The following is a 26,419-nucleotide window of genomic DNA, read 5'->3' on the forward strand; positions in this document are numbered from 1 at the left end:
TGATTCCCAGGTCAGCGCCGCAGCGCGTTGCCGATGGCATTGCCTACGGCGTTGCCGACCGGTCCGGCTACGGTCGTACCGATCGCCGACAGCACCTTGCCAAGGGTGGGTCCGTTGGCGATGGACGCGATCTTGTTGGCGTAGGTCGGGTCGGTGGCGTAGCCGGCGCGCTGCAGGCCACGGGCGAAGCCGGCGATGTCCTTGCCGGCGGCGAGCGCCTGCTGATAGCGCGGATTGTTCTTCAACAGGCGCACGTAGTCGGCGAAGCTTTCGGCGGGCGACGCGTACGCACGGAAGTCCGCAGTCTCGGTGTGCTTCACGCCGTTGGTGTATTCGTGCGTGGCGGTGCGCGCGCGCTCGCCCTTCCAGCCGGTGGCCTTGATGCCGAACAGGTTGTGCGCACTGCCGCCATCGCCGGTCCGGATCTGGCGCTTGCCCCAGCCGGTTTCCAGCGCGGCCTGCGCGACCAGCGCACGCGGGTCGACGCCGAGTTCCTTCGCCGCCTGCTTGGCATGGTCCCAGATCTCGGCGACGAAGCGCTCGGGCGTATTGCGCGCGTACCTGGACGGATCGGCCGAGGCGACCTGTTCGACGTCATCGCACGCCACGTCGGGCCGCACGGTGATGGTGTCCAGTGTGATCGTCGCCGGCATGCCGGCATCCTGGTGCGCACTGCTGCCGATGCCGCGGCCGGCGATGGCGTCGAGCATGGAATCGGCCTCGCGACCGGGCAGCAGGCGCTTGTAGGCCGACAGTGCGGTAGTCGCCGGCACGGCCGGCGTGTTGGTGTCGGTGGCGCCCAACTGCCGCGCGATCATCGGCGCCAGCCCCAGGCCGCGGCCCTGCGACATGGCGGTGGCCAGCTGCTGGTCGTACATGTCGCGGAACACCTGGTTCTCGCCGGGGAACAGCGAGTCGCCGAAGCCGGCTTCGCGCATGCACTTGATCATCATCTGCGCGAACTGGCCTTCCAGCTTCTTCGCGACATCGTGGATGCGGGCGTTGTCCGGCGTGCCGCTGGCTTCGGCCAGGGGCATCGACGGATTCAGGAGTCCGATGGGCAGGCTGGCCATGGCAGTCAGGGGCCGGGATTGGGGATTCGGGATTCGGGATTCGGAAAAGCGGGGTTGCGCAGGGGGTCAGGCAAGTCCTGTGCCGAAGGGACGTGGGAGATGGGGCAGGAAGCGGCGGCGTGCACGAAGTCCACAAACGCCATCCCGAATCCCGACTCGCGAATCCCGGCCTCCATCAGATCACCTCGAGCTCCGCACGCAGGGCGCCGGCCTGCTTCAGCGCTTCCAGGATCGCGATCAGGTCGCCCGGGGCGGCGCCGACTTCGTTGACCGCGCGGACGATCTCGTCCAGCGAGGTACCGCCCTCGAACTTGAACATGCGGTTGCCTTCCTGGCTGACCGAGACGCTGGACTGCGGCGTCACCACGGTCTGGCCGCCGCGCGAGAACTCGTTCGGCTGGCTGACGTTGGCCGACTCGGTGATGGTCACCGTCAGCGAACCGTGCGTCACCGCGGCCGGCATCACCTGCACCTGCGCACCGATGACGACGGTACCGGTGCGCGCGTTGACGATGACCTTGGCCGGGGCGCTGCCGGGCGTCAGTTCCAGATTCTCGACCTGGGCGAGGAAGTTGATGCGGCGGGACACGTCGGCCGGCGCACGCACGGCCACGGTCACCGCATCCAGGGCGTAGGCGTTGCCGACGCCGAAGTTCTGCTCCAGCGCCGCGACCATGCGCGAGACGGTGGTGAAGTCTGCGCGGTGCAGGTTGAGGGTGATGGTGCCTTCGCCGTTGTCCAGCGCGTTGGGGATCGCGCGTTCGACGATGGCGCCGTTGGGAATGCGGCCCACGCTGGGCACGTTGACCGACACGCGCGAGCCGTCGCGGCCCTGCGCACCGAAGCCACCGACCACCAGGTTGCCCTGCGCGATGGCGTAGACCTCGCCGTCGGCACCGCGCAGCGGCGCCATCAGCAGGCTGCCGCCGCGCAGTGAGGTGGCGTTGCCGATCGACGACACGGTGATGTCGATCGGCTGGCCGGGTTTGGCGAAGGCGGGCAGGTCGGCGTGGATCGCCACGGCAGCCACGTTCTTCAGCTGCGGATTGACGTTGGCCGGGACGTTGACGCCCAGCTCGCCCAGCATGTTCTTCAGGCTCTGCACGGTGAAGGGCGCCTGGCTGGTGCGGTCGCCGCTGCCGTCCAGGCCCACGACCAGGCCGTAGCCGACCAGCGGATTGCTGCGCACGCCGCCGACCTGGGCCAGGTCCTTGATGCGCTCGGCGCGCGCGGCCGGCGCCAGGCAGATCAGTACCAGGCCGATCCACGCCAGCAAACCGAGCAGGGTGTAGGTGTCGATGCGGCGCGGCTTCTTCGTCGGCGTCGGCGCAGCGTGGTTGGAGTCGTTGGTGTCCATCACGGCGCTCAGTTCGGGAAGATCGGGGAATTGAAGAAGCGGCCCAGCCAGCCCATCGAATTGGACTGGGCGATGGCGCCGCGGCCGCCGTAGGCGATGCGCGCATCGGCGACCTTGCCGGAGGAGATGGTGTTGTCCGGGTTGATGTCGGCCGGGCGCACGATGCCCTGGATCTGCACCAGCTCGTCGCCCTGGTTCAGGCGCATGTTCTTCTGGCCCTGCACCACCAGGTTGCCGTTCGGCAGGCGCTGGATCACGGTCACGGTCACGCTGCCCTGCAGGCGATTGCTCTGCGCGCTGTTGCCGGCGCCGCTGAAGCCACGGTCGCCGTTGACCGACGCGCTGAGGATGTCGCGGCCATTGAAGGTGACCGGAGCGCCGGCGATGTTCGGCGCGGCCAGGCTGACTTCGCTCTGCTTGTCCACCGAAGTGGTGGCGGAGGTCTGCGCGGTGGTGTTCTCCACCAGGTTGATCGTCAGCAGGTCGCCCACGTCGCGCGCGCGGCGGTCGGCGTACAGGTTCAGGCCCGGGCCGGCGCGGTAGATGGAACCGGCGGTGGCCGGCGCCGAGACGGCGACGACGGGCTGGATCGGCTGCATCGGCGCGTACGGGCGCACGTCGCCGGCGTAGCGCGCGCAGCCCGGCAGCAGCATCAGCGCGCAGGCGAGGGTGGTGGCGGACGTGGAGCGCTTCATGGCGTGTCCCGTGGCGTGACGGTGGGGTGCGGCGTCAGACGTTGTTGTTGAGGTAACCGAGCATTGAGTCGGTGGTGGAGATGGCCTTGGCGTTCATTTCGTAGGCGCGCTGGGTTTCGATCATGCTGACCAGCTCTTCCACCACGTTGACATTGGAGCCTTCCAGCGAGCCCTGCACCACGCTGCCCAGGCCGTTGAGGCCGGGCGTGCCGTTCTGCGCGGGACCGGACGCGGTGGTCTCCACGTAGAGGTTCTCGCCCCTGGCCTGCAGGCCCGAGGGATTGACGAAGTCGGTCAGCGTCAGCGAGCCGATCTCCAGCGCCTGCGCCTGGCCGGCCATCGTTACGCTGACGGTGCCGTCGTTGCCGATGGTCAGCGACTGCGCGCCTTCCGGCACCTGGATGCCGGGCTGCACGGGATAGCCGCTGTTGGTGACCAGTTCGCCCTGCGCGTTGATCTGGAACGAGCCGTCGCGCGTGTACGCGGGCGAACCGTCGGGCAGCAGCACCTCGAAGAAGCCGCGGCCGTTGACCATGACGTCGAGCGAGCGGCCGGTCTGCTGCGGGTTGCCCTGCTGGAAGTCCTTGGAGGTCGACACCACGCGCACACCGGTGCCGAGCTGCAGGCCGGACGGCAGTTGCGTCTGCGAGGAGGTGGAACCGCCGGGCTGGCGCACCTGCTGGTACAGCAGATCCTCAAAGCTGGCGCGGTCGCGCTTGAAGCCGGTGGTGTTGGTGTTCGCCAGGTTGTTGGAGACCACGGACATGCGCGTCTGTTGCGCGTCGAGTCCGGTCTTGGCGACCCAGAGGGCCTGGTTCATGGCGGGGTTCCTCGCGGATGGAAGGGCGGAAGCGCGTACTGCGGTTCCTCGCCTCCTCTCAGGCAAGTCCTGTGCCGGAACGGGTGTCGTGGTTCTGGCGCGTGGATTCGGGCCGAACCGGGACCGGGGTCATGACGTTGGACCAGGTGCCGACATTTTTCTGGCGCTGGGGCCTGCTCAAGCCCCTCTCCCAGCGGGAGAGGGGTTGGGGTGAGGGGCAACGGAGTCCATGTTTTCGTTTTCCATAGCTGCCACCGCATCCGCGATGGCTCTTGCTTTTGATGGCCTTGCGGGATGGGTCTTAGCCTCGGAGGCATGGTGCTGCTCGCCGCAGGGGCCCTACTAGACCAGCCATTCGGCTGTTTAAAAGCGCCTCTTTACTTGTGCAAAGAAAGTAGGCAAAGAAAGCACACCCCGGCGGTCCGCCCGCCGCTGCGCGGCGGGTGCGCAGTCCCGACGGGAATTTTCGTGCGGGGCATCCTGCCCCGTACGAAAACGGCGCACGTCCTGTGCGCCGCCCCTGCGGGGTTGTACCCGCCGGGACTGCCGGACCTCAGGGGGCCCAAGAGCGATGTCTGAGACATCTCGGGCAGCCGCTTTGCTTTTGTTTGCTTCCGGGTCCCCATGAGGCACGGCGAGTGGGCCGGGTAAAACCCGAAGGGCGCCGTCATGGATGACGGCGTTTTCGTATGGCACACGGATGTGCCTTACGAAAATTCCCGGACCATTCGCGGACCCGGAGCGCGCAGCGCGGAGGGCGTGCCGCCTGGGGCGTGTTTCTTTGGTTCCTTTCTTTGCACGAGCAAAGAAAGGAATGCCCCCGCGGCGAGCGGCACCATGCCTCCACGAAGGAAACCCATTCCGCAAGGCCAAGGAGCCGAAAGCCATCGCGGCTGTTGTGGCAGCAAGGGAGAGCGAAGACGCGGACTTCGTTGCCCCTCACCCCAACCCCTCTCTCGCAGGGAGAGGGGCTCAGAGCTCCGCAGGGAGAGGGGCTCTCGAAGCAGGGGCTCCAGGCGTCAACCGCCCAGACGCAGCAACTGGTTCGACGACTGCGCCATCTCGTCGCCGCTGCGGATCACCTTCACCTGCATCTCGAACTGGCGCTGCAACTGGATCATCTGCACCAGCGCACCGGCCGCATCCACGTTGCTGCCTTCCAGCACGCCCATCGTCAGACTGTTGCCATTGGCGACGGGCAGGGCGGGCGCCTGCGGATCCGACGGACGCATCAGCCCATCGCCACCGCGTGCGAGCTGCGACTGGGCCGCTTCCACGATGCGCATGCGGCCGACCACCGCCATCGTCTGCGGGCCTTCGCCCTGCGGAATGATCGAGACCGTGCCGTCGGCGCCGATGTCGATCGATTGCGCCGGCGGCACCGCGATCGGGTTGCCGTTGTCGTCCAGCACCGCACGGCCACCGGCAGTGACCAGCTGTCCGTTCGGCGTGACGCTGAGCTCGCCGTTGCGCGTGTAGGCCGTGCCGCCGTCGGCGGCCTGCACGGCCATCCAGCGGTTCGGCTGCAGCGAAATGTCGAGCGAACGGCCGGTGACCATCTGCGAACCGGTGCGCCCGTCGAAGCCGGGATCGATCAGCACCGCGTCCACGCGCGAGGGAAAGCCTTTTCCTGGAATCTTGAACGCCTCGGTGCCGGCCAGCGCGGCCTTGAACCCCTTGGTGTCCACGTTGGCCAGGTTGTGCGACACGGTGCCCTGCGCCTGCAGCGAAGCGCGGGCGCCGGTCATGGCGACGTAGAGGGCTTTGTCCATGGGAGGCAGGGATTCGGGATAGGGGATTGGAGACTCGTTTACGAGGAGCGAAGCGGAAGCGGGCAGGGATTCGCCGTTGCGAATCCCGAATCCCTATTCCTGAATCACGCCGCGTCAGCGGATGTTGATCACCGCCTGGGTGATCTGGTCCTGCGTGGACAGGGCCTGCGAGTTGGCCTGGAAGTTGCGCTGCGCCACGATCATGTTGACCAGTTGTTCGGTCAGGTCGACGGTCGAGGCTTCCAGCGCGCCGGAGGCCACCTGGCCGAAGTCCGACGTGCCCGGTGCGCCGATGCGCGGCTCGCCCGAGGCGTAGCTGTGCGTCCAGGTGTTGTTGCCCTGCGAGACCAGGCCCTGCGGATTGCTGAAGTTCGCCAGCGCCACCTGGCCGAGCGCCTGGTCTTCGCCGTTGGAGTAGCGCGCGTAGACCACGCCGGTTTCGGACACGCTGAACTCGTTGAGCTTGCCCGTGGCGTAGCCGTCCTGGTTCTGGATGCGCTTGGCGAACTGCTCGCCGTACTGCGTGGTGCCGCTGATGTCCATGGTCATGTTCAGCACGCCCGCGCCGGTGCTGGGTGTGAACGGCGCCAGCGCCACCAGCCCATTGGCCGGTGCCGTCAGCGTACCGTTGTTGTCGAACTGCACGGTGGTCGGCGCGCCCATCGAGGTGCCGTCCACGTAGGTGTGCATCTGCCACTCGTTCGGGTTGGGCGTCTTCACGTAGTACACGGTCTGCTGGTGGGCCACGCCCAGCGAGTCGTACACGGTGACCGAGGTGGTTTCGTTGTAGCTGGCGCTGTCGGTCGGTGCGAACGGGGTGATGGTCGGCTGCGCGGCGTTGCCGGGCAGGGTGACGCCCAGTTCCACGCGCGTGGTCGGCGACGGCGGGCTGTCGGTGGTCAGCAGGCGCAGGTCGGTCAGGTTGCCGGTGTCGAAACCGATGCCGTCGGCGCGCGGCGGAAACACCTGCAGGCGGTAGCCTTCCGGCGTGGTGACATAGCCGTTCGGGTCGCGCTGGAAATTGCCGGCGCGTGTGTAGACGTTGGTGCCGTTGTTGCTGACGGTGAAGAAGCCTTCCTTGTCCACCGCCATGTCCAGGTAGCGGCCGGTCTGGTTGATGTCGCCCTGGGAGAACTGCTGGGCCACGTTGGTCAGCCGGACGCCGGCGCCGATGCCGTTGCGCAGCAGGCCGTAGCCGGTGGACGAGAACACCTCGGCGAACTCCGCGCGCGACTCCTTGAAGCCGGTGGTATTGACGTTGGCGATGTTGTGCGAGGTGACGTTGAGGTCGGCGTTGGCCGCCCTCATGCCGGATAGCGAGCTGTTGAAAGCCATGGAAGACTCCTTGCGGGATGCGGTGGGAGCGTGGTGGTCAGGATGCCGACTTGCCGATGCGCAGCACGTAGTCGAGCGGGGCGGTGCCCAGGCCGGGCAGGTTCAGATAGAGGCCGTCGGACCCGATGGTCACGCTGTCCACGGTGGCGTCGACGTAGGTGTTGAGCGCGGTGGCCGTGCCGTCGCTGCCGATATGCGTGGCCTTGATCGTGTACGTCCCGGCGTCGGCGCGTTCACCGTTGGCCTTCAGGCCGTCCCAGGCGAATGCGGTCTCGCCCTTGCCGGTCGCGTCCACGTCGACGGTGTCGACGACGATCCCGCTGGCGTCCTTGATCTCGAAAGTCACCTTGCCGGCGCCCGGCGACATCACCAGGCCGCTGGCGTTGCCGGTATCGGGCAGGGCGATCGATTCGGATGGCACCACCACCGAGTGGCCGACCAGCGCGGCGCCTTTCAGCACCTGGTCGCCGGTCAGTGCGGCAGTGAAACCGTTGACAGTGCCGTTGAGGTCGCTGATGCCCTGCACGGTGGAGAACTGCGCCAGCTGGGCGACGAACTCGCTGTTGGACAGCGGTTTCAGCGGGTCCTGATTGCTGAGCTGCTCGGTCATCAGCCGCATGAAATCGGCTTGGCCCAGCGTATCGGCCTTCTTCGCCGTGGTCGCGGCGCCGGTGGTGCTGGTGTTGAGGGCGGCGAACGGATCGCCGTTGACAGTGGTCATATGCGGGCTCGGTCAGGGGGCGCGTCAGCGGCCCATCGTCAGGGTGGCCAGGGCGAGTTCCTTGGCCGTGTTCAGCACTTCCACACCGGCCTGGTAGCCGCGCGAGGCGGAGATCAGGTTGACCATCTGCGCGACCGGATCGACATCCGGCGCATAGACGTAGCCATCGCCGTCGGCCATCGGATGGCCGGGCTCGTAGCGCTTGATCGGCGGTGCCTCACTCTGGGTGATCTCCTTCACCTGCACCGAGGTCAGCGACCCGTCGCTGCGCAGCGGGCGTGCCTGGAAGATCGGTTCGATCGGCTTGTACACCGCTTCGGGCGAGGAGGCGATGGAATCGGCGTTGGACAGGTTGCTGGCGATGGTGTTCAGGCGCACCGACTGCGCCTGCAGCGCGGAGCCGGCGACGTCGAAGATCGGCAGGTTGCTCATGGCAGTCCCTCTTACTGGCCGGTGATCGCGGTGAGCATGGTGCGCACCTTGGATTCGATGAAGCTGAGCGAGGCGCGGTATTCCAGCGCCGCGCGGCCGTAGGCGGCGCGCTCGGTGTCGGCATCCACGGTGTTGCCGTCCAGACTGGGCTGCACGCCCTCGCGCTCGAAGAGGCGCGGCGAGGCGTTCAACAGCGTCATGTGCTGCTCGTTCGTGCCCCGCAGCGGTGCGGCCTTGGCGGCGGCCTGTTCAAGCGCGGCCTGGAAGTCCAGGTCCTTGGCCTTGAAGTTGGGCGTGTCGGCGTTGGACAGGTTGCTGGCGATCAGCTGCATGCGCTGCTCACGCAGCGGCAGTGCCGCGGCATGGACGCCCAGGTAATTGGAGATGGGATTGGACATGGCACCGCTCCGGCAGACCGTTGCCGGGGCAGCTGCAAGGCGTGTGCCAGAACGCGCTTTTCCTTCTCCCTGCGATGCAGGGAGAAGGTGCCCGAAGGGCGGATGAGGGGCGCTTTACGCCGCCATTCGCGCGGAAACCACCTGGTTCAGCCGGAACAGCACGTGTTCGGCCAGTTCGTGCGGGCTGTACTTGGCCACGAAGGCGTTGGCGCCCACGCGCTCGACCATGGCGTTGTTGAACACGCCCGACAGCGACGTGTGCAGCAGCACGTACAGGCCGGCCAGGCCCGGGTGGCGCCGGATTTCCGTCGTCAGGGTGTAGCCGTCCATGGCGGGCATCTCGATGTCGGAGATGACCATGGCGTAGCGCTCGGCCGGATTCTCGCCGGCCGCGTGCACCTGCAAGAGATGGTCCAGTGCCTGGCGGCCGTCCGAGAGCAGGGTGGCGGTGACGCCGAGCTGCTCCAGCACGCTGCGGATCTGCGAGCGGGCGACGCGGGAGTCGTCGACCACCAGCACCTGCATCGGCGGGGCATCGGCGGGCAGCGCCATCTCGGGCGCGAGGGTGGCATCCATGCGCGACTGGCAGATGTCGGCCAGCACGCTTTCCACGTCGATCACCTGGATCAGCTCGCCCTGGAACCGCGTCACGGCGGTGAGGAAGCTGTTTTCCGCGCCCAGCTCCGGCGGCGGGTGGATGTCCTCGACCGCGATGTTGACGATGCGCTCCACGCCGCTGACCAGGAAGCCCTGCACGGAGCGGTTGAACTCGGTGACGACCAGGTAGTTGGGGGCGTTCTCGGGATTCGGGTCGCGCTCGGGGTGGCGGATGCTCAGGCCCAGGTCCAGCACCGGCACCGACCGTCCGCGCACGTCGGCCACGCCGACGAATTCGGTGGGCAGGCCGGGCAGCTGGAACAGGGACGGCCGGCGCAGGACTTCCTGCACCTTGAAGACGTTGACGCCAAAAAGCTGACGCCCGCCCAGGCGGAACAGGAGCAGGGCGAGGCGGTTGTGGCCGGCCAGGCGGGTGCGCTGGTCGATGCGGTTGAGCAGGTCCTGGGTCATGTTCAGCATATCGGCCATCGGGCAGGGGTCTTGAGCGGGAGAGACCAGCTAAACGCCACTCCCCCGCGATTGAACCCCTCTCCCACCGGGAGAGGGGTTGGGGTGAGGGCCAACGAAGTCCGTCTCTTCGTTATCCATGGGGTGCCACAACGTCCGCCGTGGCTTTGGGCTCCATGGCTTGGCGGGAGGCGCCTTCCATGTCTCGAACATGGCGCCGCTCGCCGCGGAGGCGTCCCTTTCTTTGCGTCGTGCAAAGAAAGGAACCAAAGAAACACGCCCCAGGCGGCACGCCCTGCGCTGCGCGCAGGGTTCGCGAGCGGGCCGGGAATTTTCGTATGGCACATCCCTGTGCCATACGAAAACGCCGTCATCCATGACGGCGCCCTTCGGGTTTTACCCGGCCCACTCGCCGTGCCTCATGGGGACCCGAAACACAGGAGCAGCCGCGGCGCGTCGGCTTTGGCTCTCGGGCCCCCTGAGGTCCGGCAGTCCCGGCGGGTAAAACCCCGAAGGGGCGGCGCACAGGACGTGCGCCGTTTTCGTACGGGGCAGGATGCCCCGCACGAAAATTCCCGTCGGGACTGCGCACCCGCCGCGCAGCGGCGGGCGGACCGCCGGGGTGTGTTTTCTTTTGCCTACTTTTCTTTGCACAAGCAAAGAAAAGTAGGGCCTCCGCGGCGAGCGGCACCATGCCTGAGTAAAAGAAGATCCATCCCGCAAGGCCAGCGAACCAAAGGCTCGTCGCGGATGTGGTGCTGCCAGGGGCGGCCTGAGGATACGGTTTCCGTTGCCCCTCACCCCAACCCCTCTCCCCCAGGGAGAGGGGCTTTATCGCTGGCACATCCCTTGCAACCTCCCCGCCGATGAACCGACGGAGCCCCCCCATGCTGCTGCGCCTCACCTTCGCCCTGATCGGCGCCCTGACCGCATGCAGCGTGCTGGCCGCCGACTTCCAGCCGGTGGACAGCATCAAGGCCGCGGCGATCGGTGCGCTGCCGGACGGCAGCGAAGCCGAGGCCACGCTCGACCCCGCCCTTCGTCTGCCCCGATGCAGTGCCGCCCTGGTCGCACGCGTGCAGGGCAGCAACAGCGTGGAAGTCGGCTGTCCGGATGGCTGGCGCCTGTTCGTGCCGGTGCGCGTGCGCCGCAGCCAGACCGTGCTGGTGCTGGCGCGGGGGATCGCGCCGGGCGAAACCATCACCGCCGACGCCTTCGTCGCCGAGCGTCGCGACGCCTCGCGTATCGTCGGTGCCGCCGTGGCCGATCCGGCCCAGGCCGTCGGCCGGGTCGCGCGGCGCATGCTGTCGGCCGGCGCCGTGCTGGCGTCGACCGACCTGGTCGCCCAGCGGCTGATCCGGCGCGGCGACAACGTGGCGCTGGTGTCCCGCCGCGGCGGGGTGGAGGTGAGGGTGGCCGGCAAGGCGCTCGCCGACGGCGGCGAGAACGAGCGGGTCACCGTGGAAAACCTGTCCTCGCGCCGCGTGGTGCAGGGCGTGGTGGGGCCGGGCGGCGACGTCTGGGTCAGCCGATGAAAAAAAATGCGAACGGCCCTCAAGTTGCACCGGGGGTGGCCGATACCGAACACGAGTGGAAGCGGACCGGGCACAATCCGGGCCTTCTTCGGAGTGTGGCCTCCGTCACTAAAGTCGGACAGGCCGCGGCCGATAACTCCTATGAACCCTGTGACAGGTGAATGACATGAGCCAGAAAATCGAAGGCACTCCCCCTGCCGCCGTACGCACCACCGGCCCCGTTGGCGGCCGTGTTGCACCGGCGGGTGCCGAACGTTCGCGGCCGGTGGAAGCCAGCGCCGGCGGCGACAGCCTGCGCCTGACCGGTGAGGCCGCCAGCCTGCAGGCGATGCAGCGCGAGCTGTCCAACGCGCCGGCGATCAACGAAGCCCGCGTGCAGGCGGTGCGTGAAGCCCTGCAGGCCGGCACGTACAAGGTCAATGCCGAGGCGATCGCCGACGGCATGCTGGGCCTGGAAGACCAGTTGGGCGGTTGAGCGCCATGACCCACGCGTCCCTCCAGCGACTGTCCGCGGCCCTGGAAGGGGAGCGGTGCGCCATCGTCGAGCACGACGTGGAGGCGCTGGTGCGCTGCACGCAGGACAAGCTGGATGCCCTGCGCGCGCTGGAAACCGCCGCGGCCGGCTTCGGGTTTCCCGAAGAGCTGCGCGAACAGCTGGCCGGGCTGGCCGAAAAGAACCATGCCAACGGCATCCTGCTGGCGCGGCGCCGTCGCGAAGTGAACTGGGCGCTCCGCCACCTGGGCCGCACCGAGAGCCACGGCGCCTACGATGCGCAGGGGCAGACCTCCTCGACGGCCGCACCGCGTCCGCTCGCGGTCGCCTGAGCCCGGTGCCCGATCCGCAAACTGCGACACCGCACCTTGCCGCCCCTGCGGCCGCGCCGGATACTGGCGCCCCGTCGCCGCCACCCGATGCATCCGTGGCCACAGTCCCGCCCCTGAGCCCGTCCTCCGCCGCCTGCGCCGCGGACGATATTCCGACCTTCGCCGACCTCAAGGCGCTGGCCGAGCTGATGGACGACGGTTACCTGCTCTGCCGGGGCGATGCGCGTCCGCTGCACGCCAACGCGGCGGCACGCGCCCTGGTCAACGACGAAGCCGATCCGCTGGCCGCCCTGTCGCGGCTGTTGCCGGCGGATGCGATCCGCACCGCGCACGAAACCGGGCGCTGGAACACCGACCTGACGCTCGACGACGGCCTGGTGCTGCAGGTGCGCGCGTATTTCCACGACAGTCCAGGCGGCGGTTACTGCATGGTGGTCTTCCACGATGTCAGCGAGGCGCATGCGCGCCAGCAGGAACTGCAGCGCCGCCACGCCCAGCTCCGGCAGACGCTGGTACGGCTGGCCGGCGCCCAGGAACAACTGGTGCAGTCGGAGAAGATGGCGTCGATCGGCCAGCTGGCCGCCGGCGTGGCGCACGAGATCAACAACCCGATCGGCTACGTGCATTCCAACCTCGGCTCGCTGCAGGAATACCTTCACAGCCTGTTCTCGCTGATCGAGGTCTACGAGCGCGCATTGCGCCTGCCCGACCCGAAGGCGATGCTGCCCGAGATCGAAGACCTGCGGGCGCGCGCCGACATCGACTTCATCACCGGCGACCTGCCGCAGCTGATGTCCGAATCGCGCGAGGGCATCGAGCGCGTCACCGCCATCGTGCGCAACCTCAAGGACTTCTCGTACTCCGGTCGCGACGACAGCTGGAAATCCGCCGACCTGCACGCCGGTCTGGATTCCACCATCAACATTATCTGGAACGAGCTGAAGTACAAGGTCACGCTGGAAAAGCACTACGGCAAGCTGCCGCTGGTGCAGTGCCGGCCGTCGGAATTGAACCAGGTGTTCATGAACATCCTGCTCAACGCCAGCCACGCCATCGACGAGCGCGGCACGATCCACGTCACCACCGGCGTGGACGGCGACGAGGTCTGGGTGGAGATCCAGGACAGTGGCCACGGCATCCCGGAGGAGATCCTGCAGCGCATCTTCGATCCGTTCTTCACCACCAAGCCGGTCGGCAGCGGCACCGGCCTGGGCCTGTCGATCTCCTACGGCATCGTCAAGAAGCACAACGGCCGCATCGAAGTGCGCAACGTGCCCGATGCCGGTGCCTGTTTCCGGATCACCCTGCCGATCCGGCAGCCGGGTCTCGACGCGGCGTAAGTGGTCTGATCCTCGTGGGAGCGACGTAAGTCGCGATCAGGGAGTTCGGTTGTTCTGAAGCTGGATCCGTGCGACTGACGGTGGTCGCATCCGGAGGCTGCCCGATGACTTGGTTTCCGCGTTCGCGACTCACGTCGCTCCCACATCGACACCCCAATCGGCATCAGCAGGACTCGAAGAACCCCAGCTTCTTCGCCCGAGGCAAGCGCTTCAGTTGCGCTTCCGCCCGCGAGGCCGCGCTGCGGTCCGGATAGCCACGACTCGCCAGCACGCGCACCGGCGGATTCGCGCGTGTGTATTTGGCGCCGGTGCCGGCGACGTGCGCGGCATAGCGCGCCTCCAGGCGATTGGTGATGCCGGCGTAGTACGTGCCGTTGCGGCATTCCAGCAGGTACAGGCACCAGCCTCCGGACGGCGGCGCGGCGGCGTCAGGCATGTGCGCGGTGGTGCGGCTGGTTCTCGTAGGTGGTGAAGGCCTGGCGGATGTGCTCGCGCAGGTCGTCGTCGTTCCAGGGTTTGGTCAGGAAACGGTAGATCTCGCCGCGGTTGATCGCCTCGGTGACGGTGGCCAGGTCGGTGTAGCCCGACAGCACCAGCCGGATGGTGTCCGGGTACAGCAGGCGCACGCGGCCGAGGAACTCGGTGCCGCTCATGTCGGACATGCGCTGGTCGGACAGGATGACCTGCACGTCGTTGGTCGCCAGCAGCTCGAAGGCGTCGGTGACGTTGCTGGCGGCGAGGATGCGATAACCGTCGCGGCGGAACAGGCGCACCAGCGAGCGCAGGATGTTCTCTTCGTCGTCCAGCAGCAGCAGCGTACGGTCGGGCTTGGTGGCGGCGAACGCATCCGCGCGCAGGTAGCGGCGGCGCAGCACGGCACCGGCATCCTCGGCCGACATCGGTTCGCCGAACAGGTGGCCCTGGAACATGTCGCACTGGTTGCGGCGCAGGAAGCCGAGCTGGGTGTCGGTCTCCACGCCGTGCGCGATGACCTTCATGCCCAGCTGATGGCCCATCGCGATGATGGCGCAGGTGATGGCGACCTCGCGGGGGCTGGAGGGCACGCCCTTGACGAAGTTGCGGTCGATCTTGATCTTGTCCACCGAGAACCGCACCAGCGAATCCAGGTTGGAATCGCCCATGCCGAAATCGTCCAGCGTCAGCCGCACGCCTTCGCGGTGCAGCTGCGCCAGCGTGCGGTGGACCAGGTTCATGTCCTTGGCCAGCGCGTTCTGGCGCACTTCCAGCACCACCATCTGCGGCGGAATGCCGGCCTCCTGCATCGCCTCCAGCACCTCGGATACGAAGCTGGGACGCAGCAGCTGCAGCGTCGACACGTTGACCGCGATCTCGAAGTCGTCGAAGCCCCAGTCGCGCCACACGCGCGCCTGCTTGAAGGCGTTGCGCAGCACCCAGTCGCCGATCTGCACGATCACGCCCAGCTTCTCGGCCACGTGCATGAAGCGCTCCGGCACCAGCAGGCCCAGTGCGGGGGAATACCAGCGCAGCAGGGTTTCCATGCCCACCACGCGGCCGTCGTGCGCATTGATCTGCGGCTGGTAGAACAGGCGAAGTTCGTTGTGGTGGATGGCGTTGACGATCTGCCGGGCGATGATGCTGTCGCTGCGCGCGGTGATGGCCGCGCCGCGCCGGTACAGGCGCACCAGGTTCATGCCCTCGTGCTTGGCCTGTTCCATCGCGCTTTCCGCGCACTGCAGCAGGCCCGAGGCGGTGTCGGCATGCTCGGGGCACAGCGCCACGCCCAGGGTGCCGGTGAGGAACAGCGTGTACGGCAGCACCGTCATCGGCAGTTCGATCTGCTCGCGCAGCAGGTCGCCGAAGCGCTCCGGCGGCAGCGTGCCCGGCACGCGCGGCACCGCCACGATGAACTCGTCGCTGCCGTGGCGCCACGCCCGCGCTTCGGGGCCGAGCGCCCGCTGCAGGCGGTCGCTGAGGATCGCCAGCGCTTCGTCGCCGACCTCCACGCCCATGTTCTCGTTGATCGACCGGAAGTGGTCGATGTCCAGGTACAGCAGCATCATCGGCGTGCCGTCGTTCGTGGCGGCCTCGACCATGCGCTGCAGGTCGGCTTCGCCGGCGCCGAGGCGCGGCAGGCGGGGCAGGTGGGCGTGTTCGGAATTCACGCGGGATCGGCGGGTGTCACGGACGTGGGGCCATAGGGTAGGCGAAGTCGCCAGTGCGTGCCCGGCAGCACGTCCAGATGTCCGCCTACCGCCCTGGCCAGCGCCTGCAGCAGCGGCAGTTCGGGCAGGTCGGGCTCGCCGTCCATGCGCAGGTCGAGCGCGAAGCCGCCCGACCCGTCGTCACTCCCCGCGAGCGCTGCGCTCGGCACGCGCCCCGTCCCGGCGGCGGCACGCAGGATGACCTGCGCGATGCGGAACGCGACCAGTGCGGCGTCGGATGCAGGTGCGTGCGGCAGCGGTGCGAGCGTCAGCGCGGCGCCGGCGAACAGGCGTTCGTGCTCGGCGCGCAGCGCGGCGTCCAGGCCGATCGAGTCCAGCTGCGGCGGGTGCAGCGTGGCATGCAGGTCGCGCACGATGGCGACGGCCTCGTCGCTGGCGCGGATGATCTCCTGCAGGTCTTCGGCGCGCAGGTCGGGATCGTCTTCCGACTGCACCAGGTGGGCGCCCATGCGGATCGCCGACAGGGCCTGGCCGACCTGGTTGTGCAGGGCGCGGCCGACGCGATGGCGGTCGGCCTCCTGCAGGCGGAACAGCTGCAACAGCAGGTCGGGTGGCGGCGTGGACATGGGCGCTGCGGAGAGGGAACCGCCGGCAGTATGCCAGCGGTGCCGCCGCGCGATGGCCCGGCGATGCCCCGAACGCAGCGGGGCGGCCATCGCTGGCCGCCCCGTCGTGTCGTGGCTGTCGCGTTCGGGCGGTCAGAACAGCTCGACCGTGCCCGCGCCCATGTTCTGCTGGGCGACCGGCTTGTGCGGCGGACGCTCCCATTCCGTGCGCTGGTCGCGCAGGCGGTTGCCGATCAGGCGCAACGCGTTGAGCAGTTCGTTGTCGGTGGCGCCGCCGCTGCGGTGCAGCAGTTCCTGCAGGGCGACGGCTTCCTTGTTGATCGCGGCCAGGCGGTCGAGGTGCGTCTGCGCGCTGCCCAGCGACTGCGTGGCGATGTCCTCGAACTGCAGCGAGCGGACGGCGTCGGCGACGCTGGCGTCGATCGCGTGGCCGCACATCGAGACCTCGCGCATGCCGTCGCCCAGCGAGGCGTTGATCGCGGCGACCTGGTTGAGCATGCCGGCCGCTTCCGAACGCGCTTCCCGCGAACGGTCGAGGTCGCGCGAGGCCATGTTGGAGACGGTGTCGCGCACCTTGGCGATGGATTCCTTCGAGCTGTGGGCCAGCTTGCGGATCTGCTCGTTGAAGGCGGTGGAGCGCTCGGACAGGTTGCGCACTTCGTCGGCGACCACCGCGAAGCCGCGACCGGCTTCGCCGGCGCGCGCGGCTTCGATGGCGGCGTTCAGCGCCAGCAGGTTGGTCTGGTCGGCGATCGACTTGACGTCTTCCAGCAGCGAGAAGATGCCGTCCAGGTGCTGCGCCATGTCGTCGATGTGGTGCACGGTGGTGCCGCTCTGGCCGGCCACCTGCTCCAGCGCCTCGACCAGCTGTTCCATGCGCTGGCTGGCGTTCTGGGCGAAGCGCGCCACGTCCACGCCGGCGCGGTCGCCGTCGCCGTTGCGGTCGATGATGCGCGAGATCGCCGCGCTCTGTTCGCGCGACTTGCGGTTCATCGCATCGAAACTGCCGCCGAGGTTGTTGACCGCTTCGCGGATCAGTTCGCGGGCGCGGTCGATCTCGCTGCGCGAGCCTTCGATCTCGTTGTTGACGAAGCGGCGCAGTTCGGTCAGCAGGGCGTCCTGCTCGCGCACCACGCTGGCGTGCTCGGGCGAGATCTGCTGCCCGTTGGTCGCCGTGAGCCACGCGAAGATCAGCCACGCCAGCGTCAGCGACGTCAGCAGGGCCCATTGCAGGGCGTTGGGCCAGTCGAAGCCGACCGACAGCGGGAACAGCAGGGTCAGGATGAGGGGTGCCGCCAGACGAACCAGGATGCGCGAGTACATGGGTGCTCTCTGATGAAGCTCACTGTTGAGTATCGGCCGTGCGGAACGGCTCTTTAGGCGGGAATTCGTGCGGTTTTGCGATCGCGTGCGATCTGTGACCGGTGTTGCTGCCCCAGTAGGAGCGACGTGAGTCGCGACCGCGGCAGGGAAACCACTGCTGGCGTTGCCGGAGCGGCGCGGCTGACCGTCACCGCTTCCTGCTTGTGTCTCGGGCCACGACGGTGGTGGGCGTGCGGTCGCGACTTACGTCGCTCCTACAGCAGTCCCGCAGCGGCGATGCCGCCAGCTCAGGCGATCGCCGCGGCCAGGTCGAGCAGGCGCTGGGCGATGCGGTCCAGCGGCAGGGCTTCCTTGGCGGCGCCCAGCCGCATGGCGGCGCCGGGCATGCCCCAGACCACGCTGGTCGCCTCGTCCTGCACCAGGGTGGGCGCGCCGGCCTGGCTCATTTCCAGCAGGCCGCGGGCGCCGTCGTCGCCCATGCCGGTGAGGATGGCGCCGACCGCGTTGCCGCCGGCGCTCTGCGCGACCGAGCGGAACAGCACGTCGACCGCCGGCTTGTGGCGGTTCACCGCCGGGCCGTCGTCGATGCGGGCACGCCAGCGGGCGCCGTCGCGGATGATGCGCATGTGCTGGCCGCCGGGCGGCAGGTAGGCATGGCCCGGCAGGATGGCCTCGCCGTCGCTGGCCTCGCGCACGGCCATGGCCGAATGGCGGTCCAGGCGTTCGGCGAAGGCGCGGCTGAAGCCGGCGGGGATGTGCTGGGTCATCACGATGGCGGGCGCATCGGCCGGCATCTGCTCCAGCACCACGCGCAGCGCCTCGGTGCCGCCGGCGGACGCGCCGATGGCGATCAGGCGGTCGGTGGTGCGGAAGCGCAGGGCGGGCGGTGCGGGCAGGGCGGCGTCGAGGTTCAGGCGCGGCGCCCCCTGGCGCGCCAGCGGGCGCACGCGCGCCTTCGCCGCCGCCTTGACCTTGGCGATGATCTCGTCCGAGTACGCCTGCAGGCCGCTGGCGACGTCGAGCTTGGGCTTGGAGACGAAGTCCACCGCGCCCAGCGCCAGCGCCTGCAGCGTGGTGTCCGCGCCGCGCTCGGTGAGCGAGGAGATCATCACCACCGGCATCGGCCGCAGGCGCATGACGTTCTCCAGGAACGCCAGGCCGTCCATGCGCGGCATTTCCACGTCCAGCGTCATCACGTCGGGATTCAGGCGCTTGATCTTGTCGCGCGCCAGCAGCGGATCGGCGGCCGAACCGACCACCTCGATGCCGGGGTCGCGCGACAGGATTTCGGTTAGCATCTGGCGCACGACCGCCGAGTCGTCGACGATCAGCACGCGGCAAGGGGTCATGCTCATCAGAACAGCTCCACGCCCCCGGTGACGGGAGCCTTGGACAGGCGGGCGCGGGCCGCGGACTCGGCGGCCAGCACTTCGGCATCGTGCGCGTGCGGCAGGCGCTGCACGACCGCGCGGCCGCTGTCGGGGAAGTACCAGACCTTGCGCGGATGGATGCCACGCAGGTCTTCGGCCACCACCGGGATGCGTTCGGCGTCCAGGTAGCGGCGGACGAATTCGGCGTTGCGGGTGCCGACCGGATTGCTGGTGAAGCCCTTCAGCACGTTGGCGCCGCCGAACACCTTGGCCTGCAGACGGTTGCGTGCGGCACCGCGCTTGAGCAGGTCGTTGATCAGCAGTTCCATCGCATAGCTGCCGTAGCGCGCGGGCGCGCCGTCGCCGACATTGCCGTCGGGCAGCAGAAAGTGGTTCATACCGCCGAGCTTGAGCAGCGGGTCGCGGATGCACGCGGCCACGCATGAGCCCAGCACGGTGACCAGCGCGGTGTGGTCGTCCACCACCAGGTACTGCGTGGGCAGCAGCTTGGCGGCGTCGGTCTTGAAGCGGATGTCGTGGTAGCGCAGCACGCTGCCATCGGCGAAGGCGGCCGCGGCGGCGCTCATGCGGCGGCTCCGGCGCGGCGGTACAGCGTGCGGCCGCAGGGCTGGATGATGTCCGCGGCGTGCAGGTAGTTCTCCGAGTGCCCGGTGTACAGCATGCCGTCGTCGGCCAGGTGCGGCACCAGGCGGGTGAGGATGCCGCGCTGGGTCGGCTTGTCGAAATAGATCATCACGTTGCGGCAGAACAGCGCGGTGAACGGACCGGCCACGTCGTAGCGGGGCGCCAGCAGGTTGAGCGGGCGGAAGTCGATCAGCTGGCGCAGCGCCGGATGCACGCGGCACTTGCCTTCGTTGGGACCGCTGCCGCGCTGGAAGTAGCGCCGCTTCAGCGCGTCGTCGAGGCCGGCGATGCGTTCGACCGGATACACGCCGCGCTCGCCGGTGGCCAGGACCTGGGTGTCCACGTCGGTAGCCAGGATGCGCACCGGCGGGGTCAGCGTACCGTAGGCCTCGCAGGCGGAGATGGCGATCGAATACGGTTCCTCCCCGGTGGAGGCGGCACAGGTCCAGATTTTCAGCGGGCCGTCGTGGCGTCGTTTGGCCAGTTCTTCCTGCAGCCGATCGAAATGGTGCGGTTCGCGGAAGAACGAGGTGAGGTTGGTGGTCAGCGCGTTGGTGAACGCCTGCCATTCGTCGCCGCCATCGCGTTCCAGCCGGTCCAGGTAGTCCTTGAAGCTGCGCAGGCCGAGCGCGCGCAGGCGCCGCGAGAGGCGGCCATAGACCATATCGCGCTTGCCGTCGGCCAGCGCGATGCCGGCACGCTGGCGGATCAGGTCGGCGACGCGGCGGAAATCGCGGTCGTCGAACTCGAAGTCGCGTGCGCCGCTCGCCGCCGTGTCGTCGTGCGCGGGGGCGGAGGAAGTCCGTCGGGTCGGAGGTGCCGGAACAAGGGGGCGGGGACTGACGGACATGGGATCTCGGAAGAGAGGGCTGCTGTCGGATTACTCGGCCGACGCCCCGTCGGAAGGACGGGGCGTCGGCATGTCCACGTGATGCAAGCGGCGTGCCTCAGAACTCCTGCCAGTCGTCGCCGTCGGCCAGTGCCGGCTCCAGCGGCGCGGGAGCGCTGCTGCGGGCGACCGTCGGGCGGGCGCTGGCGGGGGCGGGCGCGGCCTTGGCGGGCTTGGGCGCCGCGGTCGGGACGGACGGGGCCTGGGCATGCAGCTTGAACACCGAGACCGATTCGCTCAGCGCCAGCGCCTGCTCTTCCATCGAGCGGGCGGCGGCCGAGGCTTCCTCCACCAGCGCGGCGTTCTGCTGGGTGGTCTCGTCCATCTGGGTGATGGTCTGGTTGACCTGCTCGATGCCGGCGCTCTGTTCCTGCGAGGCGGCGGAGATCTCGGCCATGATGTCGGTCACGCGCTGCACCGAGGCGACGATCTCGCCCATGGTGGCGCCCGCCTGGTTCACCAGCTTGGAGCCGTCGGCGACCTTGTCCACCGAGGTCTCGATCAGCCCCTTGATCTCCTTGGCCGCGTTGGCCGAGCGCTGGGCCAGCGTGCGCACTTCCGACGCCACGACCGCGAAGCCGCGGCCCTGTTCGCCGGCACGCGCGGCTTCCACCGCCGCATTGAGCGCCAGGATGTTGGTCTGGAAGGCGATGCCGTCGATGACCGAGATGATGTCGGCGATCTTCTTCGACGACTGCTCGATGTCGCGCATCGTCGTGACGACCTTGCCCACGACCTCACCACCCTGCGAGGCGACGCCCGCCGCGCCCTGCGCCAGCTGGTTGGCCTGGCGGGCCGATTCGGCGTTCTGGCGCACGGTGGAGGTCAGTTCCTCCATCGAGGCGGCGGTCTCTTCCAGGTTGGCGGCCTGCTGCTCGGTGCGGCGCGACAGGTCCGAGTTGCCCGACGCGATCTCGCCGGCGGCGGTGTTGATGCTGCTCGAGGCGTCCTGGATGCGGCCGACGATGTCGGTCAGCTGGGCGACGGTGGCGTCGGCATCGTCGCGCATGGCGGCGAACACGCCATGGAAGTCGCCCTGCATGCGTGCGGTCAGGTCGCCACGGGCGATGGCCTTCAGCAGTTCGGACACTTCGGCCAGGTTGCCGTCGGTGGTCTCCATCAGCTGGTTCAGGCCGTCGATCATGTCGCGGAAGTCGTACTGGTACTTGTCCACGTCGCCGCGCTGGCTGAAGTCGCCGGCCGAGGCCGCCATCGCCAGGCGCTTGATCTCGCCGTTGATCGCCGACAGGTTGGCCTTGGTGGCGTCCATCGTCTCGGTGAGGTTGGCCTTCTCGCCCGGCAGCTTGGGCATGTCCAGGCTCAGGTCGCCGATCGAATAGCGCTGCATGATCTTCAGCGCATCGCCGATGGCCTGCAGGTGCGAGGCGACCAGGGCGTTGGTGTCGCGCACCATGCGGCCGTACTCGCCGGGGAACGCGCTGTCGTCCATGCGGTAGCTGATCTGGCCTTCGTCGTGGCGCGCGGCCATCTCGCCCTGGGCGGAGATCACCGACTGCACCTGCGTCTGCATGCGCTGCATGGCGCTGAGCAGCTGGCCGACTTCGTCCGAGCGGCTGGTGTCGATCTTGCCGTCCAGCTTGCCGGCGGAGACGTCGTTGGCCACGCGCACGGCTTCGCCGACGGCGTTGGCGATGGTGCGGGCGAAGAACCACGCCAGCGCGAGACCGCCGACGATGCCGGCCAGCAGCATGATGACCATCAGGGTGCTGGAGGCGGTATACGTGCTGTCCGCGCTTTCGCTGGCCAGCTTGGCTTCCTTGTCGACGATGGCGATCAGGGCCGTCAGCGCATCGGTCGCCTTGGCGTGGCGGTCGCGCGTCTCGCCGATGAAGGTGTCCACGGCATCGTCCGGCAGGCCGAGATCGGTCATTTCCTGCACGTCGGCATACGACTGCTTGGCCGAAGCCCATTCCTTGACGAACAGGTCGTAGGCCTTCTTCTCTTCGGCGGTGGCGATCAGCTTCGCGTAGTCCTTGATGGCCGCATCGATCAGCTTCCCGTCCTTCTCGGCCTTGGCCTTGGCTTCGGCCTTGACGGCATCGCTGGCACGCACGTGCTGGCGATAGGCGGTGGTCCGGTACTCGAAGATCTGCGCGCGCAGGTCGCCCGCGGCCTTCACGCTGGGCAGCACGTTGCCGGTGACTTCCGTGGTGGCGCCGTTCAACGAATTGAGGCCGACGAACGCGGCGATGCCCTGGACCAGCATCAGGGCCAGTACGACGCCGAAGGCGAGCATCATCTTCGTCGTCAGTTTGAGGTTCTTGATCCGCTGCATGGGATTCTTTTTCCTTTACCGGGGCGCGCGCCGCGCCGCACTCAGTGGCAACCAGACCCGGGCAGGGCGTTGCGCCCTGCCCGTGAAGCGGATCAGCGGATCGTGGCCAGCTTCAGGTTGGACGGCGAGCTCACGACGATCTCGGCACGCGACTGGTCGCGCTCGATGTTGCCGATCACGCAGACGTCCTTGCCTTCCAGTTCTTCCGGGGCGGGCTTGAACTTGGCGCGGGCATCGCCCGGGATGCGGGCGGTGAAGGTGTGGCGCGGGAAGTTGCCGCCCATGTACAGGAACGTCGGCGTGCCTTCCGAGTTCTCGGCGAAGCGGGCCTTGCCGACCTTGCCGCAGACGGTGCCGGCCTTGCCGGCGAAGCGCGGCGCCATGTCGGCGGGGATGGCGTTGTCGATCTGCGACTGGCTGTTGGCCGGCGCGGCGGGCATCAGCAGGGCGGCGCCGACGACGGCGATGGAGAGGGTCAGGACGGAGGCGATCTTCATGCCGGGAACTCCAGATGGGCGGGGATAGAGGGAAACACTCACCGCCTGAGATCGGCCCGCCCGGATCAAACTTGAGACGCGGGTCGAACTCCGACGGGTGGATGTGTGCGATTGGGAAGCGCATCACAGTTCGCGTGTCCGGCGGGCGCGTCGGCCCGTGCGGACGCTCAGGCCAGGGACGCGACGGCCCCGGCTTCCCGCAGGGCGGTGTAGCCGCGCGCCTGCAGCCACGCTTCCAGCTGGTCCGCCGGCAGCGGCGGCGAGAACAGGAAGCCCTGCAGCACCGGGAAGCGCTGCTCGGTCAGGAAGCGATGCTGCGATTCGGTTTCCACGCCCTCGGCCACCACCTTCATGCCCAGGCTTTCGCCGATGCGCAGCACCGAGGAGGTCAACGTGCGGGCGATGGCGCTGGTGTCGATGTCGCGCACGAAGCTCTGGTCCAGCTTGAGCTCGCTGATCGGCAGGCGGTGCAGGTGGCTGAGGCTGGAATAGCCGGTGCCGAAGTCGTCCAGCGACAGGCGCACGCCCAGCAGGTAGATGGCCTCGATGTTCTCCAGCACGTCCGGGTCCGGATCGAGCATGACGCTCTCGGTGATCTCCAGCGTCAGGTCCGACGGCACCAGTCCGTGCTCGTCCAGCAGTTCGGCAATCTGCAGCGACAGCTGCGGGTCGCGGAAGTTGATCGCGGAGACGTTCACGGAGACACGCGGGATGTCGATGCGCCGGCGGCGCCAGTCGGCCATCCGCGCGCAGGCCTGGCGCAACACCCAGAGGCTGAGGTCGGCGATCAGGCCGCATTCTTCGGCCACGGGTACGAAGCGCGCGGGCGGAATCACGCCCAGGTCGGCATGGTGCCAGCGCAGCAGCGCTTCCACGCCGTACAGCTCGGTACCGCCGCAACCGCCGACCTGCGGCTGGTAGTGCAGGTCCAGCTGGTCCTGCCGCAGCGCGTCGCGCAGGGCGGCTTCCAGCGACACGCGCTCCTGCGCCAGGCGGTTCATGTCCACGCTGAAGAAGCAGAAGCCGCCGCCGCCGTCGCGCTTGGCGCGGTACATGGCCATGTCGGCATGCCGCACCAGCAGATCGATGTCGCGGCCGTCGTCGGGGAACATCGCCACGCCGATGCTGGCGCTGGGGTGCAGCGTCATCAGGCCGGCCGTGGTGGGCGCGGCGATGGCGCCCAGCAGGCGTTCGGCGACGCTGCCGGCCTGTTCGGTGCCGCACATCGGCAGCACGGCGACGAATTCGTCGCCCGCCTGGCGGCCGACGATGTTGATGCCGCCCAGTTCCTCGCTCAGGCGTGCGGCGACATCGCGCAGCAGGCCGTCGCCGGCGGCATGGCCCTGCGCGTCGTTGACGCGCTTGAAGCGGTCCAGGTCGATGAACAGCACGGCGGCGGTGCCGTTGGACTGGGCGACGTTGGCCAGCGCCTGCTCGGCCTTGGCGCTGAACATGATGCGGTTCGGCAGGCCGGTGAGGGTGTCGTAGAACGCCAGCTGGTGGACGCGCTCGTTGGTCTGCTCGCGCTCCAGCGCCAGCGCGCACAGGTGCAGGCAGGTGTCGGCGAGGCGTTCGTGCAGTTCGTCCGGTCCGCGGTTCTCGCGGTAGTAGAACGACAGCGTGCCGAGCACGCGGCCGCTGCTGGACTTGATCGGATGCGTCCAGCACGCACGCAGCCCGAGCGGCGTGGTCAGGTGGCGGGTGTTGGCGCACAGCGGATCGCTGGCGATGTCCTTCACCAGCACCGCGCGGCCACGCCAGGCGGCCACGCCGCAGACGCCGGCGCGCGGACCGATCGGCAGGCCGTTGATCTTGCGGGCCCAGGCTTCCGGCATGCTCGGCGAGGCGAGGGCGTGCATCAGCCCTTCGCTGTCCACGGTGATGATGGACACGGTCAGCTCGGGCGCGATGTGCTCCACCTCGCGGCAGATCAGCGTCATCACGTCGGCGACGTTCCACTCGTGCACCAGCGCGTCCAGCACCTTGTTGTGCAGCACCTGGTGCATCTTGGTCCGGGTGATGTCGCTGAGCACGCTGACCAGGCCCAGCAGCGAGCCGTCCTCGTCGTGCACCGGATTGATCGCCGCCGACAGCCACAACGGCCGCCCGGCCTTGGTGTACAGCAGGACCTCGGCCTGCAGGCCCTCGCCGGCGGCGATCGCACGGTCGATGCGCTCGTCCAGCGAGCCGTCGGTATGCGGTCCGGACAGCAGGTCGGACGGCTTGATGCCGCGCAGCTCCTCCAGCCGGTAGCCCAGCATGCGGGTGAAGCCGCTGTTGACGTAGACGACCTCGCGGTCGGCGGAACTGATGAAGATCGCGTTGTCGCTGCTGTCCACCACGATGGACAGCTGGCGCAGGCGTGCCAGTTGCCGCTGCTGGTCGCTGGTGTCGCGGACGAACGCCGTGTGGAAGACGTGCTCGCCGATCACCACCTTCGACATCGACACCGAGCACGCGGCCTGGCTGCCGTCCAGGCGCAGCAGCATGGCGTCGCGATGGCTGCCGAGCAGGGCGGCCAGCGTCGATTCGGCCGTGCCGTCGGCCTGCACGTCCGTCAGCAGGCGCGTGAAGGGCAGGCCGTGCACGTCTTCGCGCCGGCAGCGCCACAGCGCTTCGGCGGCCGGATTGAACAGCACCACGCGATGGCGGCCATCGATGACGAAGGCGGCATCCACGGACTGCTCCAGCACATGCCACAGGCTGTCGTGCGCCGGCTCGGCCGGGGCCGGTGCCTCGCGCAGCGGCGTCAGCGCATTCAGCGTGCGGCGCAGCATGCCGCCTCCGCGTGATGCACGGGCGGGGGGCGGCTGGCGTCGTCGTGGGCGGGGAGTGCGACGGTCATCGGGGGCCAGGGTGGGGTGCCTTCAGTGACATAACGGCCGGGTTCGCGATTACTTGAACCCGGTCACGGGGCGCGGCGACAGGCGTCCGCGTGGTCAGAATTCCTGCCAGTCGCCGTCCGCCAGGGCCAGCTCGGGCGGGCGGGCCACCGGCTTGCGGACGACGGCGCCCGGTGTCGCGCTCCGTTTCGGGAGCGACGGCGGCACGGGCTTGCGCGCGGGCACGGCGGCCGTGGCGTGCAGCCTGAACACCGACACCGATGCGGTCAGCGCCTGCGCCTGTTCCTCCATCGCGCGGGCGGCGGCCGTGGCTTCCTCCACCAGGGCGGCGTTCTGCTGGGTGGTCTCGTCCATCTGGGTGATGGTCTGGTTGACCTGCTCGATGCCGGCCGACTGTTCCTGCGATGCGGCCGAGATC

The 26,419-nt window shown here is 68.5% G+C and carries 24 protein-coding genes and 1 pseudogene; 4 read left to right on the forward strand and 21 right to left on the reverse strand.

Features of this window, described 5'->3' with window-relative positions; translation table 11 throughout:
• Positions 1-11: 11 nt before the first annotated feature.
• The 10 genes from flgJ to VGN58_RS00475 all read right to left on the reverse strand — a co-directional run bounded on the left by flgJ (position 12) and on the right by VGN58_RS00475 (position 9,671).
• On the reverse strand, positions 12-1,037 hold the full coding sequence (gene flgJ / locus VGN58_RS00430; RefSeq protein ID WP_327480542.1) for a flagellar assembly peptidoglycan hydrolase FlgJ: 1,026 nt from the start codon (positions 1,035-1,037) through the stop codon (positions 12-14).
• Positions 1,038-1,248: 211 nt separating this feature from the next.
• Complete coding sequence (locus tag VGN58_RS00435; RefSeq protein ID WP_327480544.1) at positions 1,249-2,430, reverse strand: flagellar basal body P-ring protein FlgI; 1,182 nt, start codon at positions 2,428-2,430, stop codon at positions 1,249-1,251.
• Between the two features lie 8 nt (positions 2,431-2,438).
• Positions 2,439-3,125 (reverse strand): flagellar basal body L-ring protein FlgH, encoded by a 687-nt coding sequence (gene flgH, locus VGN58_RS00440; protein ID WP_327480546.1) that lies wholly within the window; start codon positions 3,123-3,125, stop codon positions 2,439-2,441.
• A 34-nt stretch (positions 3,126-3,159) separates the two neighbouring features.
• Positions 3,160-3,945, reverse strand: coding sequence for a flagellar basal-body rod protein FlgG (gene flgG / locus VGN58_RS00445; RefSeq protein WP_327480548.1), 786 nt, complete (start codon positions 3,943-3,945; stop codon positions 3,160-3,162).
• Positions 3,946-4,964: 1,019 nt separating this feature from the next.
• A complete protein-coding gene (locus VGN58_RS00450) occupies positions 4,965-5,717 on the reverse strand; it encodes a flagellar basal body rod protein FlgF (protein ID WP_327480550.1) in 753 nt (250 codons plus the stop codon).
• 114 nt (positions 5,718-5,831) lie between these two features.
• On the reverse strand, positions 5,832-7,052 hold the full coding sequence (flgE, locus tag VGN58_RS00455; RefSeq protein WP_327480552.1) for a flagellar hook protein FlgE: 1,221 nt from the start codon (positions 7,050-7,052) through the stop codon (positions 5,832-5,834).
• A gap of 37 nt (positions 7,053-7,089) precedes the next feature.
• Entirely contained in the window at positions 7,090-7,773 is a 684-nt protein-coding gene (locus VGN58_RS00460; protein WP_327480554.1) for a flagellar hook capping FlgD N-terminal domain-containing protein, read from the reverse strand.
• Positions 7,774-7,797: 24 nt separating this feature from the next.
• A complete protein-coding gene (gene flgC, locus VGN58_RS00465; RefSeq protein WP_327480556.1) occupies positions 7,798-8,205 on the reverse strand; it encodes a flagellar basal body rod protein FlgC in 408 nt (135 codons plus the stop codon).
• Between the two features lie 11 nt (positions 8,206-8,216).
• Positions 8,217-8,603, reverse strand: a complete 387-nt coding sequence (gene flgB / locus VGN58_RS00470) for a flagellar basal body rod protein FlgB (protein ID WP_327480558.1) — start codon at positions 8,601-8,603, stop codon at positions 8,217-8,219.
• Between the two features lie 114 nt (positions 8,604-8,717).
• Positions 8,718-9,671: a chemotaxis protein gene (locus VGN58_RS00475; RefSeq protein ID WP_162337309.1), complete on the reverse strand. Its 954-nt coding sequence runs from the start codon at positions 9,669-9,671 to the stop codon at positions 8,718-8,720.
• 887 nt (positions 9,672-10,558) lie between these two features.
• On the opposite strand from VGN58_RS00475, the gene flgA reads away from it, so the two are divergent.
• The 4 genes from flgA (at position 10,559) to VGN58_RS00495 (ending at position 13,368) form a co-directional block, all read left to right on the forward strand.
• Positions 10,559-11,203, forward strand: coding sequence for a flagellar basal body P-ring formation chaperone FlgA (gene flgA / locus VGN58_RS00480; protein WP_414710718.1), 645 nt, complete (start codon positions 10,559-10,561; stop codon positions 11,201-11,203).
• 166 nt (positions 11,204-11,369) lie between these two features.
• Positions 11,370-11,678 (forward strand): flagellar biosynthesis anti-sigma factor FlgM, encoded by a 309-nt coding sequence (flgM, locus tag VGN58_RS00485; RefSeq protein WP_327480562.1) that lies wholly within the window; start codon positions 11,370-11,372, stop codon positions 11,676-11,678.
• Positions 11,679-11,683: 5 nt separating this feature from the next.
• The gene (locus VGN58_RS00490) at positions 11,684-12,028 is read left to right on the forward strand and encodes a flagellar protein FlgN (RefSeq protein ID WP_327480564.1); all 345 of its coding nucleotides are present in this window, start codon (positions 11,684-11,686) and stop codon (positions 12,026-12,028) included.
• A gap of 113 nt (positions 12,029-12,141) precedes the next feature.
• Positions 12,142-13,368 (forward strand): ATP-binding protein, encoded by a 1,227-nt coding sequence (locus VGN58_RS00495; protein WP_414710719.1) that lies wholly within the window; start codon positions 12,142-12,144, stop codon positions 13,366-13,368.
• A gap of 163 nt (positions 13,369-13,531) precedes the next feature.
• Here VGN58_RS00495 and VGN58_RS00500 read toward each other — a convergent pair whose 3' ends face one another.
• From VGN58_RS00500 to VGN58_RS00550, 11 genes and pseudogenes are all read right to left on the reverse strand, one after another.
• Entirely contained in the window at positions 13,532-13,804 is a 273-nt protein-coding gene (locus tag VGN58_RS00500; RefSeq protein ID WP_327480567.1) for a GIY-YIG nuclease family protein, read from the reverse strand.
• The gene (locus tag VGN58_RS00505; protein WP_327480568.1) at positions 13,797-15,512 is read right to left on the reverse strand and encodes an EAL domain-containing protein; all 1,716 of its coding nucleotides are present in this window, start codon (positions 15,510-15,512) and stop codon (positions 13,797-13,799) included. The genes VGN58_RS00500 and VGN58_RS00505 overlap by 8 nt, the downstream gene beginning before the upstream one ends.
• Positions 15,509-16,138, reverse strand: coding sequence for a sensor histidine kinase (locus VGN58_RS00510; RefSeq protein WP_327480571.1), 630 nt, complete (start codon positions 16,136-16,138; stop codon positions 15,509-15,511). Before VGN58_RS00510 ends, VGN58_RS00505 begins: the two co-directional genes overlap by 4 nt.
• A gap of 132 nt (positions 16,139-16,270) precedes the next feature.
• Positions 16,271-17,461 carry a methyl-accepting chemotaxis protein gene (locus VGN58_RS00515; RefSeq protein WP_327480573.1) on the reverse strand — a complete coding sequence of 397 codons (1,191 nt, stop codon included), beginning with the start codon at positions 17,459-17,461 and terminating at the stop codon, positions 16,271-16,273.
• A 287-nt stretch (positions 17,462-17,748) separates the two neighbouring features.
• Complete coding sequence (locus tag VGN58_RS00520) at positions 17,749-18,816, reverse strand: protein-glutamate methylesterase/protein-glutamine glutaminase (RefSeq protein ID WP_414710716.1); 1,068 nt, start codon at positions 18,814-18,816, stop codon at positions 17,749-17,751.
• The gene (gene cheD / locus VGN58_RS00525; protein WP_327480575.1) at positions 18,816-19,418 is read right to left on the reverse strand and encodes a chemoreceptor glutamine deamidase CheD; all 603 of its coding nucleotides are present in this window, start codon (positions 19,416-19,418) and stop codon (positions 18,816-18,818) included. Before cheD ends, VGN58_RS00520 begins: the two co-directional genes overlap by 1 nt.
• On the reverse strand, positions 19,415-20,326 hold the full coding sequence (locus VGN58_RS00530; RefSeq protein ID WP_327480577.1) for a CheR family methyltransferase: 912 nt from the start codon (positions 20,324-20,326) through the stop codon (positions 19,415-19,417). Before VGN58_RS00530 ends, cheD begins: the two co-directional genes overlap by 4 nt.
• Before the next feature lie 97 nt (positions 20,327-20,423).
• The gene (locus VGN58_RS00535; protein ID WP_327480579.1) at positions 20,424-22,661 is read right to left on the reverse strand and encodes a methyl-accepting chemotaxis protein; all 2,238 of its coding nucleotides are present in this window, start codon (positions 22,659-22,661) and stop codon (positions 20,424-20,426) included.
• 92 nt (positions 22,662-22,753) lie between these two features.
• Complete coding sequence (locus tag VGN58_RS00540) at positions 22,754-23,101, reverse strand: hypothetical protein (RefSeq protein WP_414710720.1); 348 nt, start codon at positions 23,099-23,101, stop codon at positions 22,754-22,756.
• A 224-nt stretch (positions 23,102-23,325) separates the two neighbouring features.
• Positions 23,326-25,935, reverse strand: a complete 2,610-nt coding sequence (locus tag VGN58_RS00545) for an EAL domain-containing protein (protein WP_327480583.1) — start codon at positions 25,933-25,935, stop codon at positions 23,326-23,328.
• A gap of 162 nt (positions 25,936-26,097) precedes the next feature.
• Positions 26,098-26,419: pseudogene (locus VGN58_RS00550) on the reverse strand (methyl-accepting chemotaxis protein); the annotation flags it as partial.

The organism is Pseudoxanthomonas sp., from assembly GCF_035999195.1.
GTDB lineage: Bacteria > Pseudomonadota > Gammaproteobacteria > Xanthomonadales > Xanthomonadaceae > Pseudoxanthomonas_A.